Annotated in this window: 26 protein-coding genes; 5 read left to right on the top strand and 21 right to left on the bottom strand. The window is 49.8% G+C overall.

Annotated features, from left to right (window positions below):
• Positions 1–40: 40 nt before the first annotated feature.
• Entirely contained in the window at positions 41–1,477 is a 1,437-nt protein-coding gene (locus C1T21_RS24175) for a glycoside hydrolase family 1 protein (RefSeq protein WP_103050051.1), read from the top strand.
• A 32-nt stretch (positions 1,478–1,509) separates the two neighbouring features.
• Positions 1,510–1,836: a PTS sugar transporter subunit IIB gene (locus tag C1T21_RS24170; protein ID WP_061830059.1), complete on the top strand. Its 327-nt coding sequence runs from the start codon at positions 1,510–1,512 to the stop codon at positions 1,834–1,836.
• A gap of 68 nt (positions 1,837–1,904) precedes the next feature.
• Here the strand turns inward: C1T21_RS24170 and C1T21_RS24165 are convergent, their stop codons facing one another.
• The 3 genes from C1T21_RS24165 to C1T21_RS24155 all read right to left on the bottom strand — a co-directional run bounded on the left by C1T21_RS24165 (position 1,905) and on the right by C1T21_RS24155 (position 4,235).
• Positions 1,905–2,837 carry an NAD-dependent epimerase/dehydratase family protein gene (locus C1T21_RS24165; protein ID WP_103050050.1) on the bottom strand — a complete coding sequence of 311 codons (933 nt, stop codon included), beginning with the start codon at positions 2,835–2,837 and terminating at the stop codon, positions 1,905–1,907.
• Between the two features lie 131 nt (positions 2,838–2,968).
• Positions 2,969–3,595 (bottom strand): DUF1796 family putative cysteine peptidase, encoded by a 627-nt coding sequence (locus C1T21_RS24160; protein WP_103050049.1) that lies wholly within the window; start codon positions 3,593–3,595, stop codon positions 2,969–2,971.
• Entirely contained in the window at positions 3,588–4,235 is a 648-nt protein-coding gene (locus C1T21_RS24155; protein WP_103050048.1) for a DUF1796 family putative cysteine peptidase, read from the bottom strand. The genes C1T21_RS24160 and C1T21_RS24155 overlap by 8 nt, the downstream gene beginning before the upstream one ends.
• Positions 4,236–4,471: 236 nt before the next feature.
• On the opposite strand from C1T21_RS24155, the gene C1T21_RS24150 reads away from it, so the two are divergent.
• Complete coding sequence (locus tag C1T21_RS24150) at positions 4,472–4,819, top strand: hypothetical protein (protein ID WP_103050047.1); 348 nt, start codon at positions 4,472–4,474, stop codon at positions 4,817–4,819.
• 25 nt (positions 4,820–4,844) lie between these two features.
• Entirely contained in the window at positions 4,845–5,240 is a 396-nt protein-coding gene (locus tag C1T21_RS24145; protein ID WP_103050046.1) for a hypothetical protein, read from the top strand.
• An 88-nt stretch (positions 5,241–5,328) separates the two neighbouring features.
• Here the strand turns inward: C1T21_RS24145 and C1T21_RS27500 are convergent, their stop codons facing one another.
• Genes C1T21_RS27500 through C1T21_RS24130 form a run of 4 tightly spaced genes read right to left on the bottom strand, consistent with a single transcriptional unit; the run spans position 5,329 to position 9,287 of the window.
• Complete coding sequence (locus tag C1T21_RS27500; RefSeq protein ID WP_180984648.1) at positions 5,329–5,502, bottom strand: hypothetical protein; 174 nt, start codon at positions 5,500–5,502, stop codon at positions 5,329–5,331.
• 30 nt (positions 5,503–5,532) lie between these two features.
• A complete protein-coding gene (locus C1T21_RS24140; protein ID WP_103050045.1) occupies positions 5,533–6,753 on the bottom strand; it encodes a glycosyltransferase family 4 protein in 1,221 nt (406 codons plus the stop codon).
• A gap of 33 nt (positions 6,754–6,786) precedes the next feature.
• Positions 6,787–8,013, bottom strand: coding sequence for a sialidase family protein (locus tag C1T21_RS24135; RefSeq protein ID WP_103050044.1), 1,227 nt, complete (start codon positions 8,011–8,013; stop codon positions 6,787–6,789).
• Positions 8,013–9,287 (bottom strand): sialidase family protein, encoded by a 1,275-nt coding sequence (locus C1T21_RS24130; RefSeq protein ID WP_258012609.1) that lies wholly within the window; start codon positions 9,285–9,287, stop codon positions 8,013–8,015. Before C1T21_RS24130 ends, C1T21_RS24135 begins: the two co-directional genes overlap by 1 nt.
• 142 nt (positions 9,288–9,429) lie before the next feature.
• On the opposite strand from C1T21_RS24130, the gene C1T21_RS24125 reads away from it, so the two are divergent.
• Positions 9,430–9,807, top strand: coding sequence for a hypothetical protein (locus tag C1T21_RS24125; RefSeq protein WP_103050042.1), 378 nt, complete (start codon positions 9,430–9,432; stop codon positions 9,805–9,807).
• On the opposite strand, the gene C1T21_RS24120 is transcribed toward C1T21_RS24125, so the two are convergent.
• The 14 genes from C1T21_RS24120 to C1T21_RS24055 form a co-directional block, all read right to left on the bottom strand.
• Positions 9,804–11,003, bottom strand: a complete 1,200-nt coding sequence (locus tag C1T21_RS24120) for a glycosyltransferase (RefSeq protein ID WP_103050041.1) — start codon at positions 11,001–11,003, stop codon at positions 9,804–9,806. The genes C1T21_RS24125 and C1T21_RS24120 overlap by 4 nt on opposite strands.
• Positions 11,004–11,031: 28 nt before the next feature.
• Positions 11,032–11,748, bottom strand: a complete 717-nt coding sequence (locus C1T21_RS24115; RefSeq protein ID WP_103050040.1) for a glycosyltransferase — start codon at positions 11,746–11,748, stop codon at positions 11,032–11,034.
• The gene (locus C1T21_RS24110; protein WP_103050039.1) at positions 11,745–12,743 is read right to left on the bottom strand and encodes an SDR family oxidoreductase; all 999 of its coding nucleotides are present in this window, start codon (positions 12,741–12,743) and stop codon (positions 11,745–11,747) included. Before C1T21_RS24110 ends, C1T21_RS24115 begins: the two co-directional genes overlap by 4 nt.
• The gene (locus C1T21_RS24105) at positions 12,704–13,558 is read right to left on the bottom strand and encodes a dTDP-4-dehydrorhamnose reductase family protein (protein ID WP_103050038.1); all 855 of its coding nucleotides are present in this window, start codon (positions 13,556–13,558) and stop codon (positions 12,704–12,706) included. The genes C1T21_RS24110 and C1T21_RS24105 overlap by 40 nt, the downstream gene beginning before the upstream one ends.
• A complete protein-coding gene (locus C1T21_RS24100; protein WP_103050037.1) occupies positions 13,555–14,541 on the bottom strand; it encodes a polysaccharide biosynthesis protein in 987 nt (328 codons plus the stop codon). The genes C1T21_RS24105 and C1T21_RS24100 overlap by 4 nt, the downstream gene beginning before the upstream one ends.
• The gene (gene wecB, locus C1T21_RS24095) at positions 14,534–15,625 is read right to left on the bottom strand and encodes a non-hydrolyzing UDP-N-acetylglucosamine 2-epimerase (protein WP_103050036.1); all 1,092 of its coding nucleotides are present in this window, start codon (positions 15,623–15,625) and stop codon (positions 14,534–14,536) included. The genes C1T21_RS24100 and wecB overlap by 8 nt, the downstream gene beginning before the upstream one ends.
• 121 nt (positions 15,626–15,746) lie before the next feature.
• On the bottom strand, positions 15,747–17,408 hold the full coding sequence (locus tag C1T21_RS24090) for a glycosyltransferase (protein ID WP_103050035.1): 1,662 nt from the start codon (positions 17,406–17,408) through the stop codon (positions 15,747–15,749).
• A 60-nt stretch (positions 17,409–17,468) separates the two neighbouring features.
• The gene (locus C1T21_RS24085; protein WP_103050034.1) at positions 17,469–18,602 is read right to left on the bottom strand and encodes a CgeB family protein; all 1,134 of its coding nucleotides are present in this window, start codon (positions 18,600–18,602) and stop codon (positions 17,469–17,471) included.
• A gap of 33 nt (positions 18,603–18,635) precedes the next feature.
• Positions 18,636–19,727 carry a CgeB family protein gene (locus C1T21_RS24080; RefSeq protein ID WP_103050033.1) on the bottom strand — a complete coding sequence of 364 codons (1,092 nt, stop codon included), beginning with the start codon at positions 19,725–19,727 and terminating at the stop codon, positions 18,636–18,638.
• Positions 19,728–19,908: 181 nt separating this feature from the next.
• Positions 19,909–20,268: a FliH/SctL family protein gene (locus C1T21_RS24075; RefSeq protein ID WP_180984647.1), complete on the bottom strand. Its 360-nt coding sequence runs from the start codon at positions 20,266–20,268 to the stop codon at positions 19,909–19,911.
• Positions 20,216–20,566: a hypothetical protein gene (locus tag C1T21_RS24070; protein WP_103050032.1), complete on the bottom strand. Its 351-nt coding sequence runs from the start codon at positions 20,564–20,566 to the stop codon at positions 20,216–20,218. The genes C1T21_RS24075 and C1T21_RS24070 overlap by 53 nt, the downstream gene beginning before the upstream one ends.
• Positions 20,566–20,898, bottom strand: coding sequence for an alpha-helical endospore appendage domain-containing protein (locus tag C1T21_RS24065; RefSeq protein ID WP_029518277.1), 333 nt, complete (start codon positions 20,896–20,898; stop codon positions 20,566–20,568). The genes C1T21_RS24070 and C1T21_RS24065 overlap by 1 nt, the downstream gene beginning before the upstream one ends.
• Before the next feature lie 29 nt (positions 20,899–20,927).
• Positions 20,928–21,215, bottom strand: a complete 288-nt coding sequence (locus C1T21_RS24060) for a hypothetical protein (protein ID WP_013311765.1) — start codon at positions 21,213–21,215, stop codon at positions 20,928–20,930.
• A 119-nt stretch (positions 21,216–21,334) separates the two neighbouring features.
• Complete coding sequence (locus tag C1T21_RS24055; protein WP_103050031.1) at positions 21,335–22,795, bottom strand: glycosyltransferase family 2 protein; 1,461 nt, start codon at positions 22,793–22,795, stop codon at positions 21,335–21,337.

The following is a 22,795-nucleotide window of genomic DNA, read 5'->3' as shown; positions in this document are numbered from 1 at the left end:
GAAAACGCATTCTTTATACAATGAAAAGGAGAAACATGTCATGGCTAAACATACGATACAAATTCCGTCGAATTTCATCATGGGTGCAGCGGCTTCCGCCTGGCAGACAGAGGGCTGGAGCGGTAAAAAAGAAGGTCAGGACTCATACCTAGACCAATGGTACAAAAATGACCGCTATGTCTGGCACAATGGATATGGACCCGCGGTTGCAACCGACTTTTATAATCGCTATACCGAAGATATTGCGCTGATGAAGCAGATTGGCTTAACCCATTATCGTACTTCTATTAATTGGTCCCGCTTCTTAACGGATTATGAGAATGTAGTGGTGGATGAAACGTATGCGGATTATATGGGCCGGGTCATTGATGAGCTGATTGCAAGCGGAGTCGAGCCGATGATTTGTCTGGAACACTATGAGGTACCCGCCTATTTGCTGGACAAATATGAGGGCTGGTCCTCTAAGCATGTAGTGGAGCTGTTTGTAAAATATGCGGAAAAAGTGTTTGAACGGTACGGCGATCGGGTCAAGCACTGGTTTACGTTTAATGAGCCCATTGTTGTACAGACTCGTGTCTATCTAGATGCCCTTCGCTATCCCTATGAACAAAATACGCGGAAGTGGATGCAATGGAACTATAATAAAACGCTGGCTACCGCGAAGTGCGTACAGCTTTTCAAAGCAAAAAACTATAGTCAGCACGGGGCTAAAATAGGCGTTATTCTGAATCCCGAAGTCACGTATGCCCGATCAAGCTCCACTCATGACCAATACGCGGCGCATGTGTATGATTTATTTTACAATCGAGTATTTCTGGATCCGCTTATTAAAGGAGAGTACCCTCAAGAATTGTTCGATCTCATGGGCAAGCATGATATTGCATTTGAAGCTACAACGGAAGAGCTGACCGTGATTAAGAAAAATACCGTTGACTACGTCGGGATCAATCTCTATTATCCCCATCGGGTCAAAGCGCAGAGTAAAGCGTGGAACGAAAACACCCCCTTCCACCCCTCTTACTACTATGAGCATTTTGATCTTCCGGGTAAAAGAATGAACAAGTCACGGGGTTGGGAGATTTATCCCAAGATCATTTACGATATGGGAATGCGTATCAAGAACGAATATCACAATATCGAGTGGTTTGTCGCAGAAAATGGTATGGGCATTGAGAATGAGGTTACTTTCAAAAATGAGGAGCACATCATTCAGGACGACTATCGTATTGACTTTATAACGGAGCACTTATACTACACGTTACAAGCTGTAGAAGCAGGCTCCAACTGTACAGGTTATATGCTGTGGGCCTTTACAGACAACGTTTCTCCCATGAATGCTTTTAAAAATCGCTATGGACTGGTGGAAATTAACCTAGACAATGATCGAAGTCGGCATTTGAAGAAATCTGGCTACTGGTATCAAGCTGCTATCAAGGAACGCTCGTTTGTTGCTGATCTGGATGAAGAGTATAAGTAGTTAAAAAAATGAATTTCTGGAGGCGCTCAACGATGAAAAAAATTATTCTGGCATGTGCTGCGGGTATGTCCACATCCATTTTGGTTTCTAAAATGAAAAAAGAAGCAGCAGCAAGATCCATAGAGCTGAACATCGAAGCCATCCCCGAAAGCACCATTAAGGAAGAGCTGGAAGGCATTACAGATTCTGTGATTGCTATTTTGCTCGGACCTCAAGTACGGATGCGTAAAAAGGCAGTAACCGAAATTGCTGCTCCCTATAGCATTCCTGTAGATGTCATTGACACGTTGGCTTATGGTAGAGGAAACGGTGCAGCTGTCCTGGATCAAGCCTTGAAGCTGGCTGGCGAGAACATCTAATTGCTATTCAAATGAAAAAGAGGCTGAGTATTTCCTCAGTCTCTTTCTTGATATCCGCGCGCTTTTGATCAAGACATACCTTCTTTGCCTAAGCCCATACTGCTCACATACGTTTCCTGTAAACCGGCAGAAATGCCGTATAGCGGTTCCCAACGAAGCCAATGTCTGGCGACTGCGTTACTAAGACAGCTATGGTGAATATCTCCAGCTCGCGCCGGTGAATATACAGGGCGGACAGACGAACCATGTAGCTTTAGTAAATCGTAGGCCAGTCGATTGATGGACGTCGTTCGTCCCGTACTTACATGTACTGTGCGTTGATCCGCTGCATGAATAGCCGCCATATTCGCTCGAACTACATCCTTGACGTACACAAAGTCGCGGGTTTGCGTCCCATCGCCGTGAATGAGCAAGGGACTTCCTTTTTTCAGCCGCTCCATAAAAAGAGCGACTACACCACCCTCTCCCTTCGCGGCCTGACCGGGACCATACACATTTCCATAACGCAAAATCGTGTAGTTCATACCGTACAGCCGATAAAAAAGTCGAATATACGATTCTGCGGTCAGCTTGGACAGTCCGTAGCCTGAAATCGGCTCCACGGGATCGTCTTCCTGTATACATTGCTTTTGCAGCTCTCCATATACACCGGACGTGGACGCAAATATAAATTTTGACACACCGGCTTCATGACAAGCCTGCAACAAATGAATCGTCCCCAGCACATTCACATCCGCGTCCTCATCGGGTTGATGGATGGATTGCTGCACATCAGCCTGTGCGGCCAAGTGAAACACAATATCCGGGCTTTCCCGAATCAGCAGCGTCCTAGCTTCAGAGCTGCGAATATCCGCAATATGCATGACTGCGCGCGGGTCCACATTTGCGATATTCCCGGTCGTCAGATTATCCAGCACATGCACTCTGATGCCCGAATCAGCAAGCGCACGTACCAGCTGAGAACCAATAAATCCGGCTCCCCCGGTGACCAAAGCCTTCACTAGCTCACCCTCCTTTTGAACCGAAGCATATGACTTCCCTTCGCATCATGTTATGCGACTCCCTATAGCTTGGCGCAGGCACAAGCACAGGCCGAAGACAATCTATAATGTGTCTCTGGAATCTCAGCACCTCAGACATGCAGCCTGACATTTTCCAGCATATAACGCCACATCTCATCCTGACCGTTCCATATATCCTCAGGCGGCAGCTCCACTGAAACCAGCCGCTCCAATCCCCAATCCAGCTCCGTCACACCATCAGTCCCTGTATAATCCACGTATAACAAGCGAAAATCGTGTGTAATCCTCTGTAATAACACATCATGTAGTTCCACCGCTTGCTCCCGACTGCCCCCGAGACGAACCAGTAGCAGACGGGATGCAAGCGTGAATTGATCCAGCAGACGTGCGATGCGGCGATCAAGCGTCGTTTTGAATGCAGGATAGGAAGTCAGCTGCTCCGATGTATTCTCGCTAACCGGAAAATGGTGTGCCGCTGTAATCCCATAGTTTTCATCCTCGACCATGAAGTTATGCTCGCCGTAATCGTGCCCCGTGACACGCAGACTGTCAACATCCATAAAACCGGCAAAACGGGCGTCCAGCAAGCGACTGATCTGTGACAAGTTACCGGAAATCATCCAGTCCAGCGGACCCGCATAGGGACGCAGTCCGTTTTTATCCAGCTGAATGGAAGGCAAGCAATGTCCACCCAGACTGAATACAGCATCATAATCCCCCTGCAACCGCTCAAGCACGACGCCCTCCCCTTTCCGAAGACAAGGTCATCCCTTTAAAAAGGGTACGCCAATGCGGATCACTCTTGTAATTCCATACATCGTCAAAAGGCATTTCCACCGCGCATACATGCGGAAGCTGCCAATCCACCTCCGTCAACTCCGTTACGCCGGAACAATTCACCACCAACAAACGAAATTCATTCGCTACCATGCCTGACAAAATACGTTCCAGTTCCTCTACTTCTTCATAGGTTCCCAGCATACGGACGAACAAGCTGCGCTTCGCCATCTGTGTTTTTGCAAAAAAACGTTCGATACGACGGTCAATCTTTTCCCTGAACTCAGGATACGTCACCAGATCCGAGGACGTATTGCGCTCCTGCGGAAAATCATGTACCGAGATCACATTATAAGCGATATCTCTGACCATATAATTCAGTTGGCTCGTACCAACGACACTCAAATTGGGCAAATCCATAAATCCGGCAAACCGATTTTCAAGCAAGCGGCTCACATCGGACAGCGTGTCAGACATCATCCAATCCAGTACCCCGGCAAACGGCCGCAAACGGTTCTTTTCCAATTGAATGGCAGGTGTACAGTTTTGTCCCAGACTGAAGACCGCTTCATATTCCCCTGCCAGCTGTGCGAGTCTCATAGCCGTGCCTCCCTTTTTAATACGCCCCTTCCCTCAGCGACCCTTCTTCTGTAGTCGAAAAGGGACTTCAGGCCGTAGTATGTTCCACTCTACATTACATGCACAGCACGGTGAAAAGGGTTGGACACCGATGCGCTTTTTGTCAAAGAGGCGTACAACTATCCAGTCCAATCCCGGTTATTTTTCATATCATATTAAGGCTGGTAACCTAACGGAATTCAAGGAGGCATCATCATATGTCCGTGTTTCTTTTAACCGTCGATCACCATCTCGCTTATCACAGCGCCCATATAGAAAGCTGCCATGTGACCTTTTTCAATCGTGAAAAGAGAGCCGTCGATGTGTTGCTGGAAATGGGAAATGACAGTGGTGTTTTCCGACGGCAGCTCCTTCGATTGAGCCCTTCTCCCGAAGCTGGCTCCGTGCTAGAACTCAAGGATATGGAGACCGCCCAAAATCCTTTTTACCTGCGAGTGGTGACGAGTATTTACAATCCGGAAACGCTGTTTATCCTGGCTGAATTTTTGGAAAACGGGAACGTTGTCGCTAAGCGTACAGCCAGTCATTTTACCGTGACGCCCTAATGAACGGGTAGAGGAGGAAGAAGGTATGTTGAAATATTCAGTTCAAAATAAAGCTGAGCCAGGCACATATGCACTGCCTTTTCAGGTCACCGAACAGGAGAGCGTGCTCTCTACATTAATCATTCCTGCAAGTGAATCTGAAGGACGTATTGTCATTGAAGTCTCTTTGGCATGGGAAAATCCGCTGCTCAACTGGGATATCGGGGAGCTAGACATTCGATTGCGTCGCAATGATGAGCGGGGACCTATGCTGGATTGGTTGCAGGATTCCTGTTATCAGGAGGGATTTGCCGAGTTAAGCTATGAGGAAACGGGAAAACAGGCAGAGCCTTATGTATACTGCTTGACCGTACAATCAGCTGACCGCCGTGCCGTTGTTACAGGGCCGCTCATAATTCGAGGCTTCGTTTATGAGGATTAACGAAAACCTGGATGGACAATGAGCTGAAATAAACTAAAGGCAGGTGGGAGTTTTAATCCCGACCTGCCTTTTTATATGGTCTGTGCCCTCATGGTGCGGATTGTCTCAGACGTTCCAAAATGTCAGCGTCTGGCAGCTTATAATCTTCCGGCAACGAAGTGTTAATTCGGTTCCATATTGCGTAATCGACCTTCAGATCTGGGTGCGACTGCTGGATTTCAAAAATACGGTTGTACAAGTCTCCAACGACAGGAAAAGTCATGCTCTCCCTCCTAACTAAGAATCAACGTATTCAACGTACTTGATTCAGCGCTTGCCCATAAATATTCACGAGCCGCTCAATCATAACATCCAGAGACCAATGCGCGGCCCCCCATGCTTTGGCACGTTTTCCCATAGCTATCCGCACTTCATCCTGAGCCAGCAAATGCTGCAAATGAGCTGCCAGTGCCTCCACATCGCCAACCGGGGAGACCAGTCCGGTGTGTTCATGCTTCACCATTTCCGGCAGTCCGCCCGCATCCGATACCACTGCCGGAAGCCCCAAAATCTGCGCCTCCATGACCGAAAACGGCTGATTGTCCTGTATGCTCGGATGAACAAAAAGGTCCGCCAGTTGTAAAAGAGCAGGTACATCTTCACGATGCCCCAAAAAAACCACATCTTCCTCCAGCCCTAGCTCCTTCGCCTGTGTTTGAAGCTCTTCCCTTTTATCTCCCTCCCCGACAATCCAGCAAACCCAATCCGTACGACTTGCTTTCAGTAGGCCAAGAGCGCTTATTAAATAATGCAGCCCTTTGATATAGACCAGCCGTGAAGGACAAATTATAACTTTTTTCCCCTCAGGTCGTACTACGTCCGTTCCCCGGGCGTGGACTTCCCAGAAGTGCTCGGTATCCAATCCGTATTGGAAAGTGACAATCTGCTGCTCAGGCACTTCGAACTCACGCACAAGCGTCTGTTTCATCCATTCTGTAGACGTAATGGTAATATCCGCGGATAGAGCGCCATAGTGCTCCAGCGCCCAATAATATTTCCACATCAGCGTCTCACGGTAACCCTCCTCATGATCCCGCTCCAGAGCCATCATGACTTCACGAGCCAGCGAGCCATGAATATTCGCTACCAACGCACTGTCCTTACGTTTGACCCGACTTAGAGCACGCGTCGCAATAACATCTTGCGTGTGAATAACATCATACTGCTCAACCCCGAAATACGCTGCTGCCAGCTCCATACAGTATCGATCCTTTTCCACCGTCTGCACCCATGAATTCAGATGTAATACAGGGACAGCCGATTCATTCAGCTTCGTATGCAGCAGGGGCAGCAGTTGATCCTTCAGCAGCTCCCTATCTTCAAAAACAATATGGTATTTAGGTGTATCCGGTCCGTTCCCCATCAAATCTACCGTGTGACCCAGTAGCTCCAGTCTCCGTTTAATTTGCAGCATAAAGGGCCATACGCCACCCAAATGAGGAATCGGCCAGTACGTAGCCAACAAAATTTTCAAAACAGCCTCACCTCCTCTGTCTCGTACGCTGAGCTACATTCCGTTACTTCCGTAAATTTGCTGGAAACCCGATAACGCATCTGTCCAGACCGCAAAAAATCCATTATTCGGCACGATCGTTACATCAATAAAATTACCGATCGTAACGACGGGAACCGGACTAATCCCGTTAGGATTAAAGGAGCTGTCTGTTATTCTGAGGTTCGTAAATGTATTCCCTCCGTTCGTTGATTCGGCCACAAATACGTCTAATAAAGAGGTCGTTATTTGATTGGTATAATATACGATCTTAATCACGCCGGTCACAGGCGAAACATCAATGGCCGGGAAAAAATGCTGTGCCCCGGCACTGGCTCCTGTCACCGATTGCGGTGCAGTCCAGCTTAATCCACCATCCACCGACCGGGCGAGCAGTACATCCGCATATCCTGCCCGATTATCCTGCCAGACCGCATAAAGTGTTCCCTGATTCGGGCTAGTAGAGCGATCCACCGCAATGCTGGCCATCGGCAGCACATTGAAGCCAAAGCCGGCCACGGGCAACGGACTCGGAACCGGGACAACAGAAGACACAGGCAGCGAAGAACTGAATGCTGTCCCCCCATTGAAGGACACAATGACCTGATATTGGTTAACCGGATTAGTTACAATGTACCCGACATAAATCACCCCAGTAATACTCACGGTGATTTCCCCCCGCGTGATCTGATTGGAGCCAGCGGTGAGCACCACGGGTGTATCCCACGTGATCCCTCCATCCTGCGAACGCTGGAAAAACATGACGGATCCGCCAAAAAAGTCAGGATTGTATTGATGCGTATAACATAAATAGATGTTTCCGGTATAGGAGCTGACCTGAGAAGTATCAAATTTCACGCCGACCTCAACATTATTGACAAATGTCCCATACCCCCGCTGGGCAATCACGGGCGGATCAAATGTATTACCGTTGTCTCTAGATACATAGGTAGCGATAGTACCGCTCAAACCGTCTGCGGTAAATACGTGACAGGCTATGACAAACAAGTTGGGAAAACCGTAGCTGACGCTATGGGATTCCGCCCCTACATAGCCGGCTGGTAGCGGTAAAATCTGCTGTGTAAAGGAGACACCGCCGTTACCTGAACGGTATACCGCCGTCAACGGCGGCCCTGTCGTAAAATCGATAGCCGCAGACACAATGGTACCGTCGAGCAGGTTGAAAGCTACACTCGGTTCCTGCGCCAGCCTTCCGTTAGGCGTAAGCTGTACGTTCGGCATCAGGACCCCCCTCCCGGTACACCAGCAAAAATTGTCAAACTGCCTGTGCGCGTATCCGTCCAGACGGAAATGTAGCTATTCGGCGGTACAATGGCGACATCAATATAGTCGCCGATTAGCTCTGATTCGCCTCCACCGACATTCGGATTAAAGGAGGTCGTCGTGAGACGGCTGTTCGTAAAGGTGTTGCCTCCATCTGACGATTGGGCGGCGAACACATCCAGATTAAAGCCGTCCAGGCGATTGGTATAGTACACGACAACGACCAATCCCGTCTTAGGCGACACCGAAATCGCAGGAAAGAAATTTTGCGAGCCAGGCGGGCTGTCTGTCACAATGATCGGAGCACTCCAAGTACCGCCAAAATCGCTTGATTTGGACAACAAAATATTGCTGTATCCCTGACCAAAGTCCTGCCAAACGGCATACAGCGTATTTGTTGTGGAAGGCACACCCGAGCAGTCCGCGGCCAAGCTGGGGAAATTCAATATCCGAAAGTCATAACCAGGAACGGGCAAAGGATTGGGCACAAGCGTTATATTGGATACAAGAATATCCCCGCTGAAAGTTGCACCTCCATCAAAGGAGCGCCGAATAAAAAAAGCCGGTGTTTGCGGACCCGTACGAATCCAGCTGACATAGACACTTCCAAATTTGTCGACCGCAGGCTCAGGTCGTTCCGTGGAGGATTGGATATTCGAAAGCAATAACGGGCGGTCCCAAGTTAGTCCTCCATCGGTGGAACGCTGGTAGAACGCCGCAGAACGAGCATTAAAATCCACATTATATTGACGGTTATACGTGACATAGACATGCCCAAGATAGGGACTTGCCCCGGCATTATCCGTCGTAATATTGGTCCAGTCATTATTAATGTAATCTCCAAAGCCCGAATTAATGACCACCGGAGGATCAAAGGTTGCTCCATCGTCCGTAGAACGGTAGATCGCGACAGCCCCGTTCTCATTTCCCGGAAACACATGTGCCGATATGATAAAAATATTGGGGAACAGATAGGCTACCATTCCTGCCTCAGCTCCTGTATATCCCGGTGGAATTGGCAGTAAAGTATCAGTCCAGTTCGCCCCAGCGTCCAAGGAACGATACAGTCCAATCAGCGGGGGCCCGCTGCTAAAGTCAACAGCGACAGCCACAACAATATTCGGATTCAACAAATTAACGGCGACACTGGGCTCAAATTTGGGCAACCCGCTGGGTGTCACCTGAAAATTCAAAGGCATCGCGAGCATTCCCTTCATTATATAAATAGACATGCCTGAAGTATTTCTATTAAAATGTACTTTTTTCAGCACAGCCTACAGACAACCATACAAGCTTTCTTTTCGATAGATTCATAGTATAGAAGCATCCCTTCAGGGGTTTTCCAATATTCTGTTTTTTGAGAGGATGATTCGATTGGCTTTTACAACCGGATATATGACCAACACTAGAGATTTCGGTACTGCCTGCTCCAATGTCGTTGTAAATTTGGTCAACGAGGATACAGTGAACGCGGCAACCGTGACCATCCAAATTTTTTTCTCGCTTGTACCGGATACCAAGATCCCCTTATACGTGACATCGGTTAACTTACCTGCAAACTCCGTTGCCCGACGCACCTTCTTTGTGCAAGGGGTACTTGCCTATGAGGTACAATACAACGTAGTCTCCGCTGCACCTTCCAATGTTGTGCTCTCCAACTTTGGACTGGATCAGTTTGGTAATGTTGTACAGGAGCATCGTGTTCTTCAGTCGGAGCTGACCACAATTCCGGCGCTGTCTCCTGTCAGCTAAAAACAGCCCTGCTCCAGGGCCTGATGCAATCTGTGCGTGTAATACACGTAATTCCATTCCGGCGGTATGGACTGCACTCCTCGACCGCTGCCGATGGTTGAATGATCATCTGTATAGTAGGAAAAGGCATGTGTATCCTGTAATGGGCGCAACAAATCCGTCAGATACAGTAGATCCGTCACAGCAATATAAGGTTTGACACCGAAGCATACAACAAAGCGGGTCGTGGTTTCACCAATAGCCTGAACCAGTGCTTCCTGGACCGAATAATGCTGACGTGGCGTTACGATTAACCGAGGATCGAGCATCATCGACAGGAAAGCGCTGGCTCCCTGTTCTGGCGTTAAATCCAGCAACCGTACCACACAATTGCTGTAGTGCTGCTCCAGCAGATTATCCAGCAATGATTCAGCTTGAGCCATATCTGTGACAGGCATTAAAATGGTCATTTCAAGTGGGATGCCCCGGCGTGCTCTTGCCTCATACTTGGCGATTTGGAATGCGCGCCGCCAGCGTCGGTGCTCCTTCTGGCTGTGCAAACCAGCCGATACACTGAATGTGGAATTCACCCGGTAATCCATCAGGATCTCCGGGATGAATTTCATGCTGCACGTCTCGGTCAGCCGCAGCCAGTAATCATAATCCTCAACTGGTTGCAGCCGATAGCCGCCAATCTGGCGGGCATATTTGCTTTTGTACATAAATGAAACCCCGACAATGCTGGCATTCAGCAATTCATGATGCGGCTGGCCTTGGTACCGGATCAAAGCTTGTTGATGCTGCTCGTCATACAACGGGTTCCCATATGCGTCAACCTGGCGGAAGGTAGAGAACACAAGACCGAGTGAGTCCGGCCCCTGCTCCAGCTCCTGCCGCAATCGTTCAATAAAGGAAGAATTATAAACATTGTCGCTGGATACCCAGGTCACATACTTGATCGCTGGATCTTTAAACAACTCATCGAATCCCCAGTTAAGGGCGTGGGATACTCCTTTGTTCTGAGGGAGTGTAACCAACTGAACGCGCGGGTCTCCCATTGCTGCGTGGAGCGCTGGTCCCACCATTTCCGGCGCTCCGTCAATAACAATGATGAAGCGAAATGCCCTGTAGCTCTGGGCTAGTACGGATGAGATCGCGGCTTGCAGATAGCCGATATCCTGTTTGTACAGTGGCATAACAATCCCCGTATCTACCATATCAATCCCCCCTGACAGACTTTCGGCTTCATGAGGATAAACCACTCAACAGCTGACTGAAGCGATCTCGATAACGTGCTTGGGTTATGTTGTACTCCCGCTCCACAGCGGGCCAATGTTTTTTGGTTCCCATTTCATCATGCCAGCGGTAGTTAACCAAGGACTCGTTCAGAAAAGGAAATGGATATCCCGCCAGCATTACTCGGTACCACATATCCAGATCATGCGTGTACGGCAGCAGTTCATCAAACAAACCAATATGTGCAAACAGCTCCCTTTTAAACATAACCGTGCATCCATTGACCGGATTTCCTTGCTGAAAAAAACGGTAAAACTCCGTCATAGACGGAAACACGGCAGCTGCCTGGTAGCTTGTAACTTGGCTGTATTGATTAATGAAATTGAAATTGGTATGGGAGATGTACGCACCGTTTTCCACCATAAAAGAAACCTGATTATTAATTTTGTCCCTATGATAGGTATCGTCGGAGCTGAGCCACGCAATATATTCCCCGCTGGCATGTCGGATACCATGATTCAGGGCGCTGGCTGTTCCACCGTTGGATTTTCCTAAATAATGTATATATGGACGATAGGGCTGAAGCATATCAACATGTTCCGTGGACCCGTCATCGACGACAATAATCTCGAGGGGTCCATAAGTTTGCTCTAGTGCACTTTGCAAAGCCTGATCCACATATGCACAGTTATAAAAGGGAATGACGATCGTTACTTTCGGTCTCATATCGTTCCTTCCTTTCCAGCTCGGCGGTATTGAATCATATCCTCCAGAGATTGCCCCAGCTGTATGGTCGGCTTCCAGCCCATGTCCTCCAGCTCTTTCGCACGGTATGCCTCGGTGGATGCTAACTCTTCCACATCCCCCCATTGTATGGGAATAGATGTTTTGGCCAGCGCAACCATACGTTCCACGATATTGCCCAGTTCCACAATGCGGCCTGTGCAGACCGAGTAAACTCGGCCTGGCATACCCTGTTCCAATAGCACACCGTATGCGCGAACGGCATCACGAACGTCGAGGAAATCACGTTGCGCATGTCGGGAAGATACCCGGAACGGGGCAGTTTCAGTTACGGACTGCCCCTCTAGACGTTCTGTCTGAACGATATACCCCGCGAGTAATGCACAAAATCCGGTAGATGGACCCGGACCGATTAAGTTGCAAGGCTCTGCCAGCATGACGGATTGTTCGAACAGCGCGCCCCACGAGAGCGCGACTGCCTCTTGAAGGCTTTTGCTAAGGCTGTATGGATGCGTTGGATGATACGGTGCTTGCAAAGCCGTCTTTAGCCGAGAACCCGCCACGACAATTCTGGCTTTGGGGAAAGGTCGCAGTACATCGAGCAGATACAGAGTGGACAGTACATTGGATTCCATGTATAGCAGGGGGCTTTGCCAAGATTCAGGGACGGAATTTTTACCACCTAGGTGAAGCACGTAATCCGGAGCAATCTGTCTAATGACTTCGCCTAGACGTTTCTTGTCGAGCAAGTCACACACATAAGGCGTAATACTGCTACGGGTCTCCGCCTCTGGGCTGTTATTTTCATCATCGTGAGCCAGTAAGATCAGTTCTGATACGGAAGCGGCAGTGCGAGTCAGCGCCGCTACCTCCCAACCAAGCTTTGCAAAATGGCGGCAGGCATGCATCCCGGTATAGCCCGCCGCTCCGGTAATGACTATGACAGGCCGACGTTGTTCCGCTGTGCTTCCGTCCATTCCAGCAGCTCCTTCAGCATGATGCTGTAGTGAGGAACATCGTAGAGCAGATCGGCCCGGGTAGAACGAAGCGTCCGGTCCTGCACCGGCTCATCTTTCGGCACGATCCGAATATCCTCCCTTTTCCAGATGTCTTTGAACAGCAGCAGCAAATCATGCTTGCTGATCGGTTCAGGGTGAACCAGATGAATGAGTCCGTCCAGCGGCTCATTCATCTGCACCTGTATCGCCTTCGCTAATTCCAGCGTCGTAACCCCGTTCCAAAAGACTCGGCGATACCCGTTAACGTCTCCGCTCTGCTGCAAGAACCAGTGCAGCAGACCAATGCCACCGGGCCGAATTTCCGGCCCGATAATGGAGGTACGGATGGTCAGATGCCCTGCGGCCTTTACTTCTCCGAGTATTTTCGTCAAAGCATAGGCACTTGTCCCATCGGGTTGATCCGTCTCCTTATATAAACCAGGTATCCGATTTCCTTCGAATACGCAATCCGTGCTGATATGAATCAATCGGGCACCAATACTGTCCGCTATCCGCCGGAGAAGATGTGGCAGCAAGCCATTGATTTGGTATGCTGCAATCTGATCCTCCCCGGCATGCTGATTCAGTACGCCTACCGCGTTAATCATAACGTCTGGCCGTACACTCCGTACCAGTTGCTCCACCATAAAGCTGTCCTTTACATCCAGCAGCAGGCCGCCTTTATTTTCGGGATCACGGGTGGTGTAGAACACGTTATACCCGCTCTGGTTTTGGAAATACTTAACCAGAACATGGCCTGCCATGCCGTTACCACCCAAAATAAGCAGCTTCATTTGATGAACCCCCCGCTTTGGAGAATGCTGCGAATCTCCTCTTTTGACATCAAATTAAACTCCGAACTAAAGCTGCTGAATGACACGGGAGGGCACTGATTATAGCGGTCCTTTAATTGAGGAATATTCAGCGTTGGGAGAATGACCAAATATTGCTCGTCATAGACTACCGTCGTCAGGCTTTCAAAGTCACTCATCAAAATCTCATGAATTTTCTCGCCGGGACGCACACCTTTTTCTACAATTTCTACGTTTTCCACACCTGAATCCTCAATGAGCACCTCAGCCAAGTCCACAATACGGCAGGTTGGCATGGTCATGATGAAAATTTCCCCGCCGACACTTTCCACCGAGGCTTTGAACAGGAGACTGATCGCATCACGCAAGGTCAGGAAGAAGCGGGTCATGTTCATATCTGTGATCGAAACCTTGCCTTTTTGGCGAATCTGGCTTTGGAACAGATGCACCACGCTTCCGTTGGTGCCCAAAACATTACCGCCGCGCACCGTCACGAAACGTGTATCGCTATTCAGCAGATTGGCGTAAACAATCAGTTTTTCTCCAATCGCCTTCGTCATGCCGTAAAAATTGGACGGATTCGCTGCCTTGTCAGTCGATATATAAATGACTTTCTTTACCTGATTGGCCACAGCGGCCTCGATCACGTTTTGGGTGCCTACGACATTGGTTTTGAGTGCCTCGTAGGGCTGATCTTCACAGACGGGAACGTGTTTGAGCGCTGCCAAATGAAATACATAGTCCACTCCTTGACAAGCGGTGGTCAGCGCATCCTTATCCCGAATATCTCCAATACAGAAGCTGAGCCGTTCATCCTCAAACTGCCTGTTCATGGCAACCTGACTGGATTCTCCGCGTGAAAAGATAATGACCTCTTTGGGGTTACGCGGCAGTAACTGGGTAACCAGCTCATGTCCCCAGGAGCCGGTACCGCCGGTAACCAAGATACGTTGGTTTTCAAACATGCCGTTTCCCTCCAAGCAGAAATTTAACTACCTTATCCGACACATCTTCCGCCAGATAGCCCGCGGGACATTGCCACTTATGGGTCATCCCGGTCATTATGGCTACCGCATTTGCTATAACCTCGCCATCAAGACCAGACACGATATTGCTGCCGCAATCTACCGTTTCCGGCCGTTCGGTCGTCCGGCGCATCGTAACCGTCGGCACCCCCATGACACAGCATTCTTCCTGTACGGTACCACTGTCCGTCAAAGCGCAGCGGGCATGCCGCTCCAGCAGAACGAAGTCAAAAAAACCGAACGGTTCGTGAAATTCCACTAGCGGATCAAGCTGGATCGGCGGATGGCTTGCGATTCGGGCGGCAGTGCGGGGATGAATACTGCAAATGACCCGCTGCCCGAACCGCTGGGCTACCCGGTTAAGAGCATCTAAAATAGCCAGCAAATGCGGTGGATGGTCCACATTTTCAGCTCTGTGGGCAGTGACCAGGAAATATTCTCCCGGCGACAGTCCCAACTTTTTCAAAATTCCACTGCTCGATACCTCTTTCTTATAGTGCTGCATCACTTCGTAGATCGGATTTCCAGTCAGTATAATTCGTTGGCTTGGGAAGCCTTCGCGTAGTAGGTGCTGCTTGCTTTGCTCCGTATAAGGCATATTAATGGTAGATATCGCATCAATGACACGCCGGTTCTTCTCCTCCGGCACATCCAGATCATAACAGCGGTTCCCCGCCTCCATATGCACGACCGGATAACCCATACGTTCCGCAAGTAAGGCACATAAAGCGCTGTTCGTATCACCGAGCAATAGCACATGATCGGGGCGTTCCTTGTTTAAAATATCCTCCATCTGCGAGTACATGGCGGACAACTGTTTGCCCAGTGTCCCCGCTTTCTCCTGAAGTACATAATCCGGGGCACGCAGTCCCAGCTCGCGAAAGAACTGCCCGCTCAGGCTTTCGGTGTAATTTTGGCCCGTATGCACAAGCACATGTTCATCTGCATAGCGGTCCAGCTTCGGAATGATCAGGCTGAGCCGTATAATCTCCGGTCTTGTGCCGAGCACGGTCAATATTTTCATGGTTTTGGAACCCACCTTTGCTGTCGTTGTTTCATTGAATTGTGGCGTTCAATGAAGGATAGCCATCCAGCAGACTGGCTGTGCTCCAGCTTAACGTTCATCTCAACGGTCCGGCGTAGGTTCACCCGGACCGTTGTTTTGTATGCTGTCCAGCCTTGAGCGTGACTCGCTTCTGCTTGTGCGTGTTGTGTCGCCGTGACCGGTGCTTGAATTTCCGCTTGAGTTTCTGTCTGGACTTGGTTTTCGGATAAAGTCCCTTCGACAACGGGGATCCGTGAATTTTCTTGAGGCGACTCTTGCCGCCGCTTCTCTTATACCTGCGATTCCGCAGTCGGGTACGCTTGCGGCCCTTTGGCCATCTTGCCCGAATACTACGCTTGCCGCGGGGCAATTCGGGTGGTGAGTCAGGTAAAGGGGATACTGGTTGTGGCAAGCCTTGAATAGCTGCATATTCGATTGGCGGCAGGCCCAGCACAGGCAGTTGACACACCACCGATTCGGGAAATTCTCGAATCGTGCTGGTATATCCCTCCGGTATAGCGGTGACCTGACGCAACCCTTCGCCTTCCCTCGTCCATACAGGTCCACCCGGCTGCTGAATCAACGGGAACCAATGCGGTTGATGACATACCCATTGACTTACCATGAGGTGTAAACTACCTCGGTAGGAATCAGGTCCGTATACACGTGTAGCCGCACTGTTGTTACGCACACCAATCCGTTCCACTTCCTCGGGATGATCGAGCAGATAGCCCACTTTTTGCGCCAGCATGTCGCTGTTGCCCGGCTCTACCAAAAAATCTGTATTTCCGGTCGCCTCCATCAACTCCACAAGTCCACCCTGCGCAAAGGCTACCACGGGCTTACCGTATACCAGCCCTTCCAGGGCAGTCAGGCCAAAGCCTTCCTCCACCATACTTGGGATTACAACAATATCCATTGCGCTATAGGCCGTTGATACGGATTCCTCGAATGAATTGAACTGGAAGCGGCGGCTATAACGAGATTGGCGGATTAAAGAGACACATTTTACGTAATATTCCGAGTCCACCGAGCTGCCGATGATCCAGAAACGACACAGCGAATTGGTTTCGCACAGCTTTAGAGCCATTTGGACAAAAGGCAACAGCCCTTTGGCTTCGTAGATAAAGGAAGAAATATAACCAATGCAAATATGGAAATCCCGCAGCCCTAGTTTTTCACGTTTCCTTTTTCGTTCCAACACATGCTCTTTGGGAGACGGCATATCCATATCCCGGCAGGGAGACAACACCGTATGCGGACGTGTCAGTCCCCCACCATGCAAAGGACGCATTACAGCTTGCGAAATGCCGATGACCCATTGGCTATAGCGCTCAATGATAGAAACAGAAACTGGCGTATGCGCATTCTGGTTAATGACCTCGGTTATTTTCCAGATCACCGGAATATTAAGCTCTTGGGCAGCCATTGCAGGCATGACGTTCACACAGGTATTGACCAGCACCACATCAGGTCGAGCATGCCGAAGCATCTGGAACAACGGTGCATACGCCACATGGGTCCGCAAATTCTCCGCATCCTGCGCCAATCCCTCATATGGGGTATACATGCCATGCAGCATGAACAGGTTCTGTGTCAGAACGGTGATTCCGCGCTTGCGGGCCATTGAGGTCAGCCGCCCTTCACCAGGCGTTACGAGAATACAATCGAAGTACGTACGCATGTCTAGACAAAATTGCAATAGCAGCTTCTCTGCCCCTGTAATACTGCGGACGTTGCTAACATGGCTGAATAGCATCATTTTCGGCTTGATCGGAGTTCACCTCCTTTAAAATAGCAACCATCGGACGTGTGAATCACCTTATGGAAATATGACCGACAACAGTTGGTCAATCCGGTGACCATACGTGTGCTCCCGCAGGGTTCGTTCCAGAGCACGTAGGGCAATTTCACGGCGCTCTTTTTCATGCGTCAAATAAAACTCAACCTTCTCCAGCAATTCCTGCTGAGAGCTGTAGGTCTCTATCTCTTCCCCCGGCTTATAAAAACGAGCCAGATCATCTCTTGTATCTGTCAGTTGCAACGTGCCACTGGCAGAAATTTCAAACGTGCGCGGATTGGGCGAAGCCCCCGGAATTTTCAGTGAGTTGTTGTTCACCGAATCATCCTGATGGGAACGATGAAGATTAATTACGATTTTGCTGCCGTTATACGAATCATTGGTTTCGACCGGAGACATCCAGCGACCCAGCTCAATTTTGTCACCATACGACTGATAATCCGGGAGACGATCCCACCAGATTCCGTTGATTTTAATTTTACGAGCCATGAGCTGCGGCATAATGGGATTGAAGAAATAGATGCGGTTCCAGTAGGCTGAGCCTGTAAACCCAATCTCACGTCGTACCGAAGCGGGTGAGCTGAGTGGGAAATAGTGAGTCAGAAATGCTCCAAAGGGCAAATAGTGCACAGACGTGCAACCCAACTGACGGTACAGTTCCATGCAGTTCATTTCTAACGTGAACACATAATCATAATTCGTAACAATTTTGGTCGTCGTGTCGGTGTAATATGGATCGTCCGTTAGCCAGATGGCGGTGGGGATGCCCAACTGGCGTACCGCAGTAACTTGCTCCAACGGAAGATCCATTCCATCCAGTGCCAGCATCAGATTCGGACGGAGCTGAGCGGCAATATCTCCTACCGGCTGACGTGGGTCTGTTACGGTAACCTGAGCCGTCATGCTTTGCAACGTGGTAATGACCGCCTCATCTAGCGGAGAGTACGGAAGGCCTTTGCCTGAGACGACATACAGTACATGGATTTGTCGAAAAGGGAAAACTGCTTTCATCCGTGCAACAATTGCGTTAGCACGTCCGCGCAGATATCCTTCGTCGTATCCGTCATGCACTCCCGCAATTCTCCCCCTTTCCCAGGAGGCTGCCGCCGTCTGGTGAACAGCCGGGTCATACGGTCCTGTCGTAGATATCGTCATCACTTTCACTCCTCACTGTTTATGGTGTTTACTTTAGGCCATCGCCTTGTCCAGCAGTTCTTCCATGCGATTGGAGTACATATGCTTTTGCATAGTCGTGTACAATGCGCGCCAGGCCATGCGTTCGCGTTCCCAGTCATGCTTGAGATAGTAGTCCAGCTTCACTTTCAGTTCCTCTGCTCCAGAGAAGGTTTCAATGTCATAGCCTGGTCGGTAATAACGGCTCAAATCCTTCCGAACATCCGTCATTTGAAGCGTGCCGCAAGCAGAAATTTCGTATGTCCGAGGATTGATGGACTCCGCTGAAAGCTGGTGTGTATTCCGATTATCCAGTCCGGGGTCTGTCGGGCGGTGCATATTGATGACAATTTTGGAGCCGTTATAATATCGAGCGGTCTCTTCCGGCTCCATAAAACCCGGACGGATAAAGCGTTCCAGCACATCCCGCCGGGTCAGCCGATCCCAGTGTCCACCTACGATCAGCACTCTTTTGTCCGCCAAGAAGGGAGCAAGGTAGTCGAACAGCTTCACACGGTTCCAGAAGGCATTTCCAATGAAGCAAATATCATGCTGATGCTCCCGCTCTACCCTTCGGGGATAAAAAATACGAGCTGACGCAGCCAGCGGCAAATAGTGAACCCTCGTTACTCCCTGATCGCGATAAAACGGCAGGCAAGAAATTTCGTGCGTAAATACGACATCGTAGGATTGACAAATCAACGCCGTATCCTCCGTAAAGTAAGGATCATCTACAAACCATATGGCCGTCCGAATGCCTAGGGCTCGTATTTGCTGCACCTGCTCCAGATGATCCGCCGGAAAAACATGCAGCCCGTTCATGACCAGCACAAGGTCTGGACGTTGAGCCTCGGCGTCAGCTAGCATCGTAGCAGGTGTACCGATGGCGCATGAGCTGCATATTTGGCCTAATGCCTCTTGCACACCTGTGTCTATAGCTGCGAAACCTTGCGGAATATACAACACTTTCAAATGACGAACAGCAGGCTGTATTGCCACGACCTGTGACAGAGCAGCCGTGCAACCGCCCATTCTGCGTCCTTCCCGATAGCCGCATCGGTACGCTTCGCGTTCATTTCCGCTTTGTTGATCGTTCACATCCTTCACCCTGTCCTGTTGTAGGATAAACTTCTGTCACTCCTAAACTATATGCGGAGGGGTCAAACGCATCATGGACGACTGCCACTGCCCGGACAAAATTGGCGTTTGCCCGTCCAACTGCCGAACCGCAAATAACCCCAAAGCTGTTAGCTTCGGGGGTGAACAGTAATAGAATGATTTGCCCAGTTTACTGGGCTTTGTAAGCGAGCTGGTGTCCATCTTCATAACCTTTGGCAAAACCTGAATTGAAACCCTCGTTGTAAGCTGCATCATATCCCTGCTGAAATGCCTGCGGATCATGCTCCAATGCAACAGTCCCGGGCTGTGGATTCTCCGCAGAAGGGGCTGCCACCGGATTAGCTTGAGGTTTTTTCCGCCGCCGCAAATGAGGATGTCTTCTACGTTCAGAATAAAGTCCCCTTTTACGGCGTCTTAGAGCAAGGAGACGTCTTCTTCTTCGTTTTAATCTGCGAATGCTGGAACGCCGGGCATCTTTACGTCTTTTGCGGGCTTTGTCCCGAGTGGCGCGTTCCCACCTTGTACTCATTTTCATTCCTCCTTTGCTTTCTCGTGGTGGTTTCATTTTTCTGAACAGGCACATGGAGCCACGGCTTAGTCGGTTTTCCATATACCTGCCGCCTTAATGGAATACCCGCCAACATTTGCGTGATTTCTCCCTGGTAGTTGCTGAGTATACGAATGGTTTCTTCCAGACGGGTAGCCGACATATCCGCATAGGGCGTCAAGTCCGCAAGACTGGTCAGCATCCGAGCAACGGCGTGCTGGCTGGCAGCAATAGACTCCATCATATCCAGCTTGATCTCACGTTCACGCCTCATGCTCATTAGTTCATATCCCCCGAGCCCATTCCTCCCATCATCCCTTCCATGCCGCCACCCTGCTGCTCATCCTGATCCAGCAATGCTTTGAGATTGCTGCAAAGTCCAGTCTGAAGCCGCGTTAATCCCTCCAACATTTCCACCATCTGCTCGTGAATTTCCAAAGGCCGTCCCAACTGCTCTTCATCGGTGTCAAATGCGTGGGGGGCCAGATGGTTCAACGCCCAATTACGCACTTTTTCTGCTTCGACCGCCTTGGCCTCCAGGATCATAGACACATTCCGCTGCATTTTGGAGGCTGCGTCCAGCATGTGAATCATTGCTTGTTCCCTACTCATGTGTTCACTCCCTGCCCTCGGTTGGTACGTTACTCCTCTTCCGGGTATGCCGTCTCTTTCACGACACGAACGAGCATTTCAGCCATTGCTTCCTGAAGATCGGCAATACCGTTCAGATAGGCCACAATGCTTTTGTTTACTTGTCCCGAGCTGTCGAGAATGCCCGGAATTCCATCAAAACGCGGCTCCTCATCTGGCAGTTCATGTATGATCTGCGCCATGCGCACAACCACCTGCCGTTCCGCATCCAACAACCTTGACATCTGTTGCTGCGAGTGCGAAATGTGGATCAGCAAATCATCTAACTCGTTATGCATAAGCCCCTCCTTTATGTGCTCCGCCGTGCGGAACGCACGAAATACCTACGGGCTTTCCGCTACTACAGCGTATGCCGCAGCGAGTAGTCGGTTCCGCCTAAAAGCGCCTATTCAGATCATTACAGATGCCCGTGCAGCACCGGTGGAGCAATAATAGGCTGCTTCTCCACCAAAGCCGACAAATCTCCGGGAGACAAAAACTGAATTCGGTAGTCCTCTGCCCGCCAGCTCATCGCAGCGTACAGAGTAAGGAACGGCCTTTTCCAGCCGTTACCGATTTGATACAGTTGCCCGCCCTCAGCATACAATACCTCGATCCATCGCTTGCGTTGAGCCGGTATATTCAGTGTGGGCAGCATGGACATGTTCTCCAGATCGGGAGCCGCCAGTACAGGAATGGGTTCCTCTGGCAGCTCAGCTGTAGGTGCATCAATGTTGCCGGAAACTGTGGCCTCCGGCTTCCCTACCAAGGGAAGCACCAACAAATCCAGCTGAGATACTCTAACAGGGCGCACATTTTCACCTCCCGCAGCACTGACTCCATGCAGATACCGCCTTCTTCCCGGCTCTAACCGAAATACTGCCCCGGACGGTCCCTGAACAACCGCTCCGATGGGATAAAAGCTTGCCGCTGATACGTGTGTTTCCTTACCTGTTGATATCTGGCCGTCCGTCTCCGCTGTACTGAATTCCAGATTGCGGAACAGCTTATCCGCGTCTCCCCACTTTTGTACAAAAAAGGATCGGTTCCGGCTGCTTTCCTCCATTGAACCGCTTTTTTCGGTCGTTTGAGGAAAACCATACACCGTATCCCGATCTCTTTCTTCATAATGGATAAAAGCATCTCCGGCAATTGCCATACGTATCCCCAACAAACGCACACGCAATAGCCAATCTGCATGGGCTTCCTCAGTACTGTGGCAACCTTCGTCCCAGTAGCCCGTTTTTTCCAATGTCTCTCTGCGCAGCAATAAACAAAATCCGGCTAAGCTTTCGGTCTCTCGCCATGCATCCGGATTGGGAATATTGAAGGCCATGGCAAATTGACGAGCTCCATTTTCGTTCATATAAGGAACCTCAATCTGCTGTTCTTTGAATGGACCATTCGTTACAGCCCCAACAACACCAATACGCGGATCGCTGTATAAACACCCTAACAACCGATCCAGCCAGCCGGGGGTCACCATAGAGTTTTGATCCAGTACCACAATAGCTGTACCTTTTGCCATCATCAGTCCCTGATTCAGACTGCCTATCATTTGAACATCCTTTTTTAACAGCGCATAACGCACAGCGATGCTTTTACGGAGCAAATAGGTGGATGTCCCGTCTGTCGATCCGCAGTCCACCACAATAATTTCGTGAGGATGGCTCGTATTCTCCTCAATACGGTGAATGCATGCACGGAGCTGCTGAAGCTGATTGCAGGACGGAATGATAATACTGACACCTTCAAAAACCTTGCCGAACGAAGCCTGGCCCAACCTGTTTCCCTGCTCATGGCCCCTTTTATATCCTGACCAATAGCCTTTCTTTCCGAGCCGCTTGCTGTGTTTCCTTTGCATACTCAGGCGTTTCAT

It is taken from the genome of Paenibacillus sp. F4, assembly GCF_002894905.1.
GTDB classification, from domain to species: domain Bacteria; phylum Bacillota; class Bacilli; order Paenibacillales; family Paenibacillaceae; genus Paenibacillus; species Paenibacillus polymyxa_B.
The sequence above is the reverse complement of the archived record's forward strand: the minus strand, read 5'-3'. Positions and strand labels throughout refer to the sequence as shown.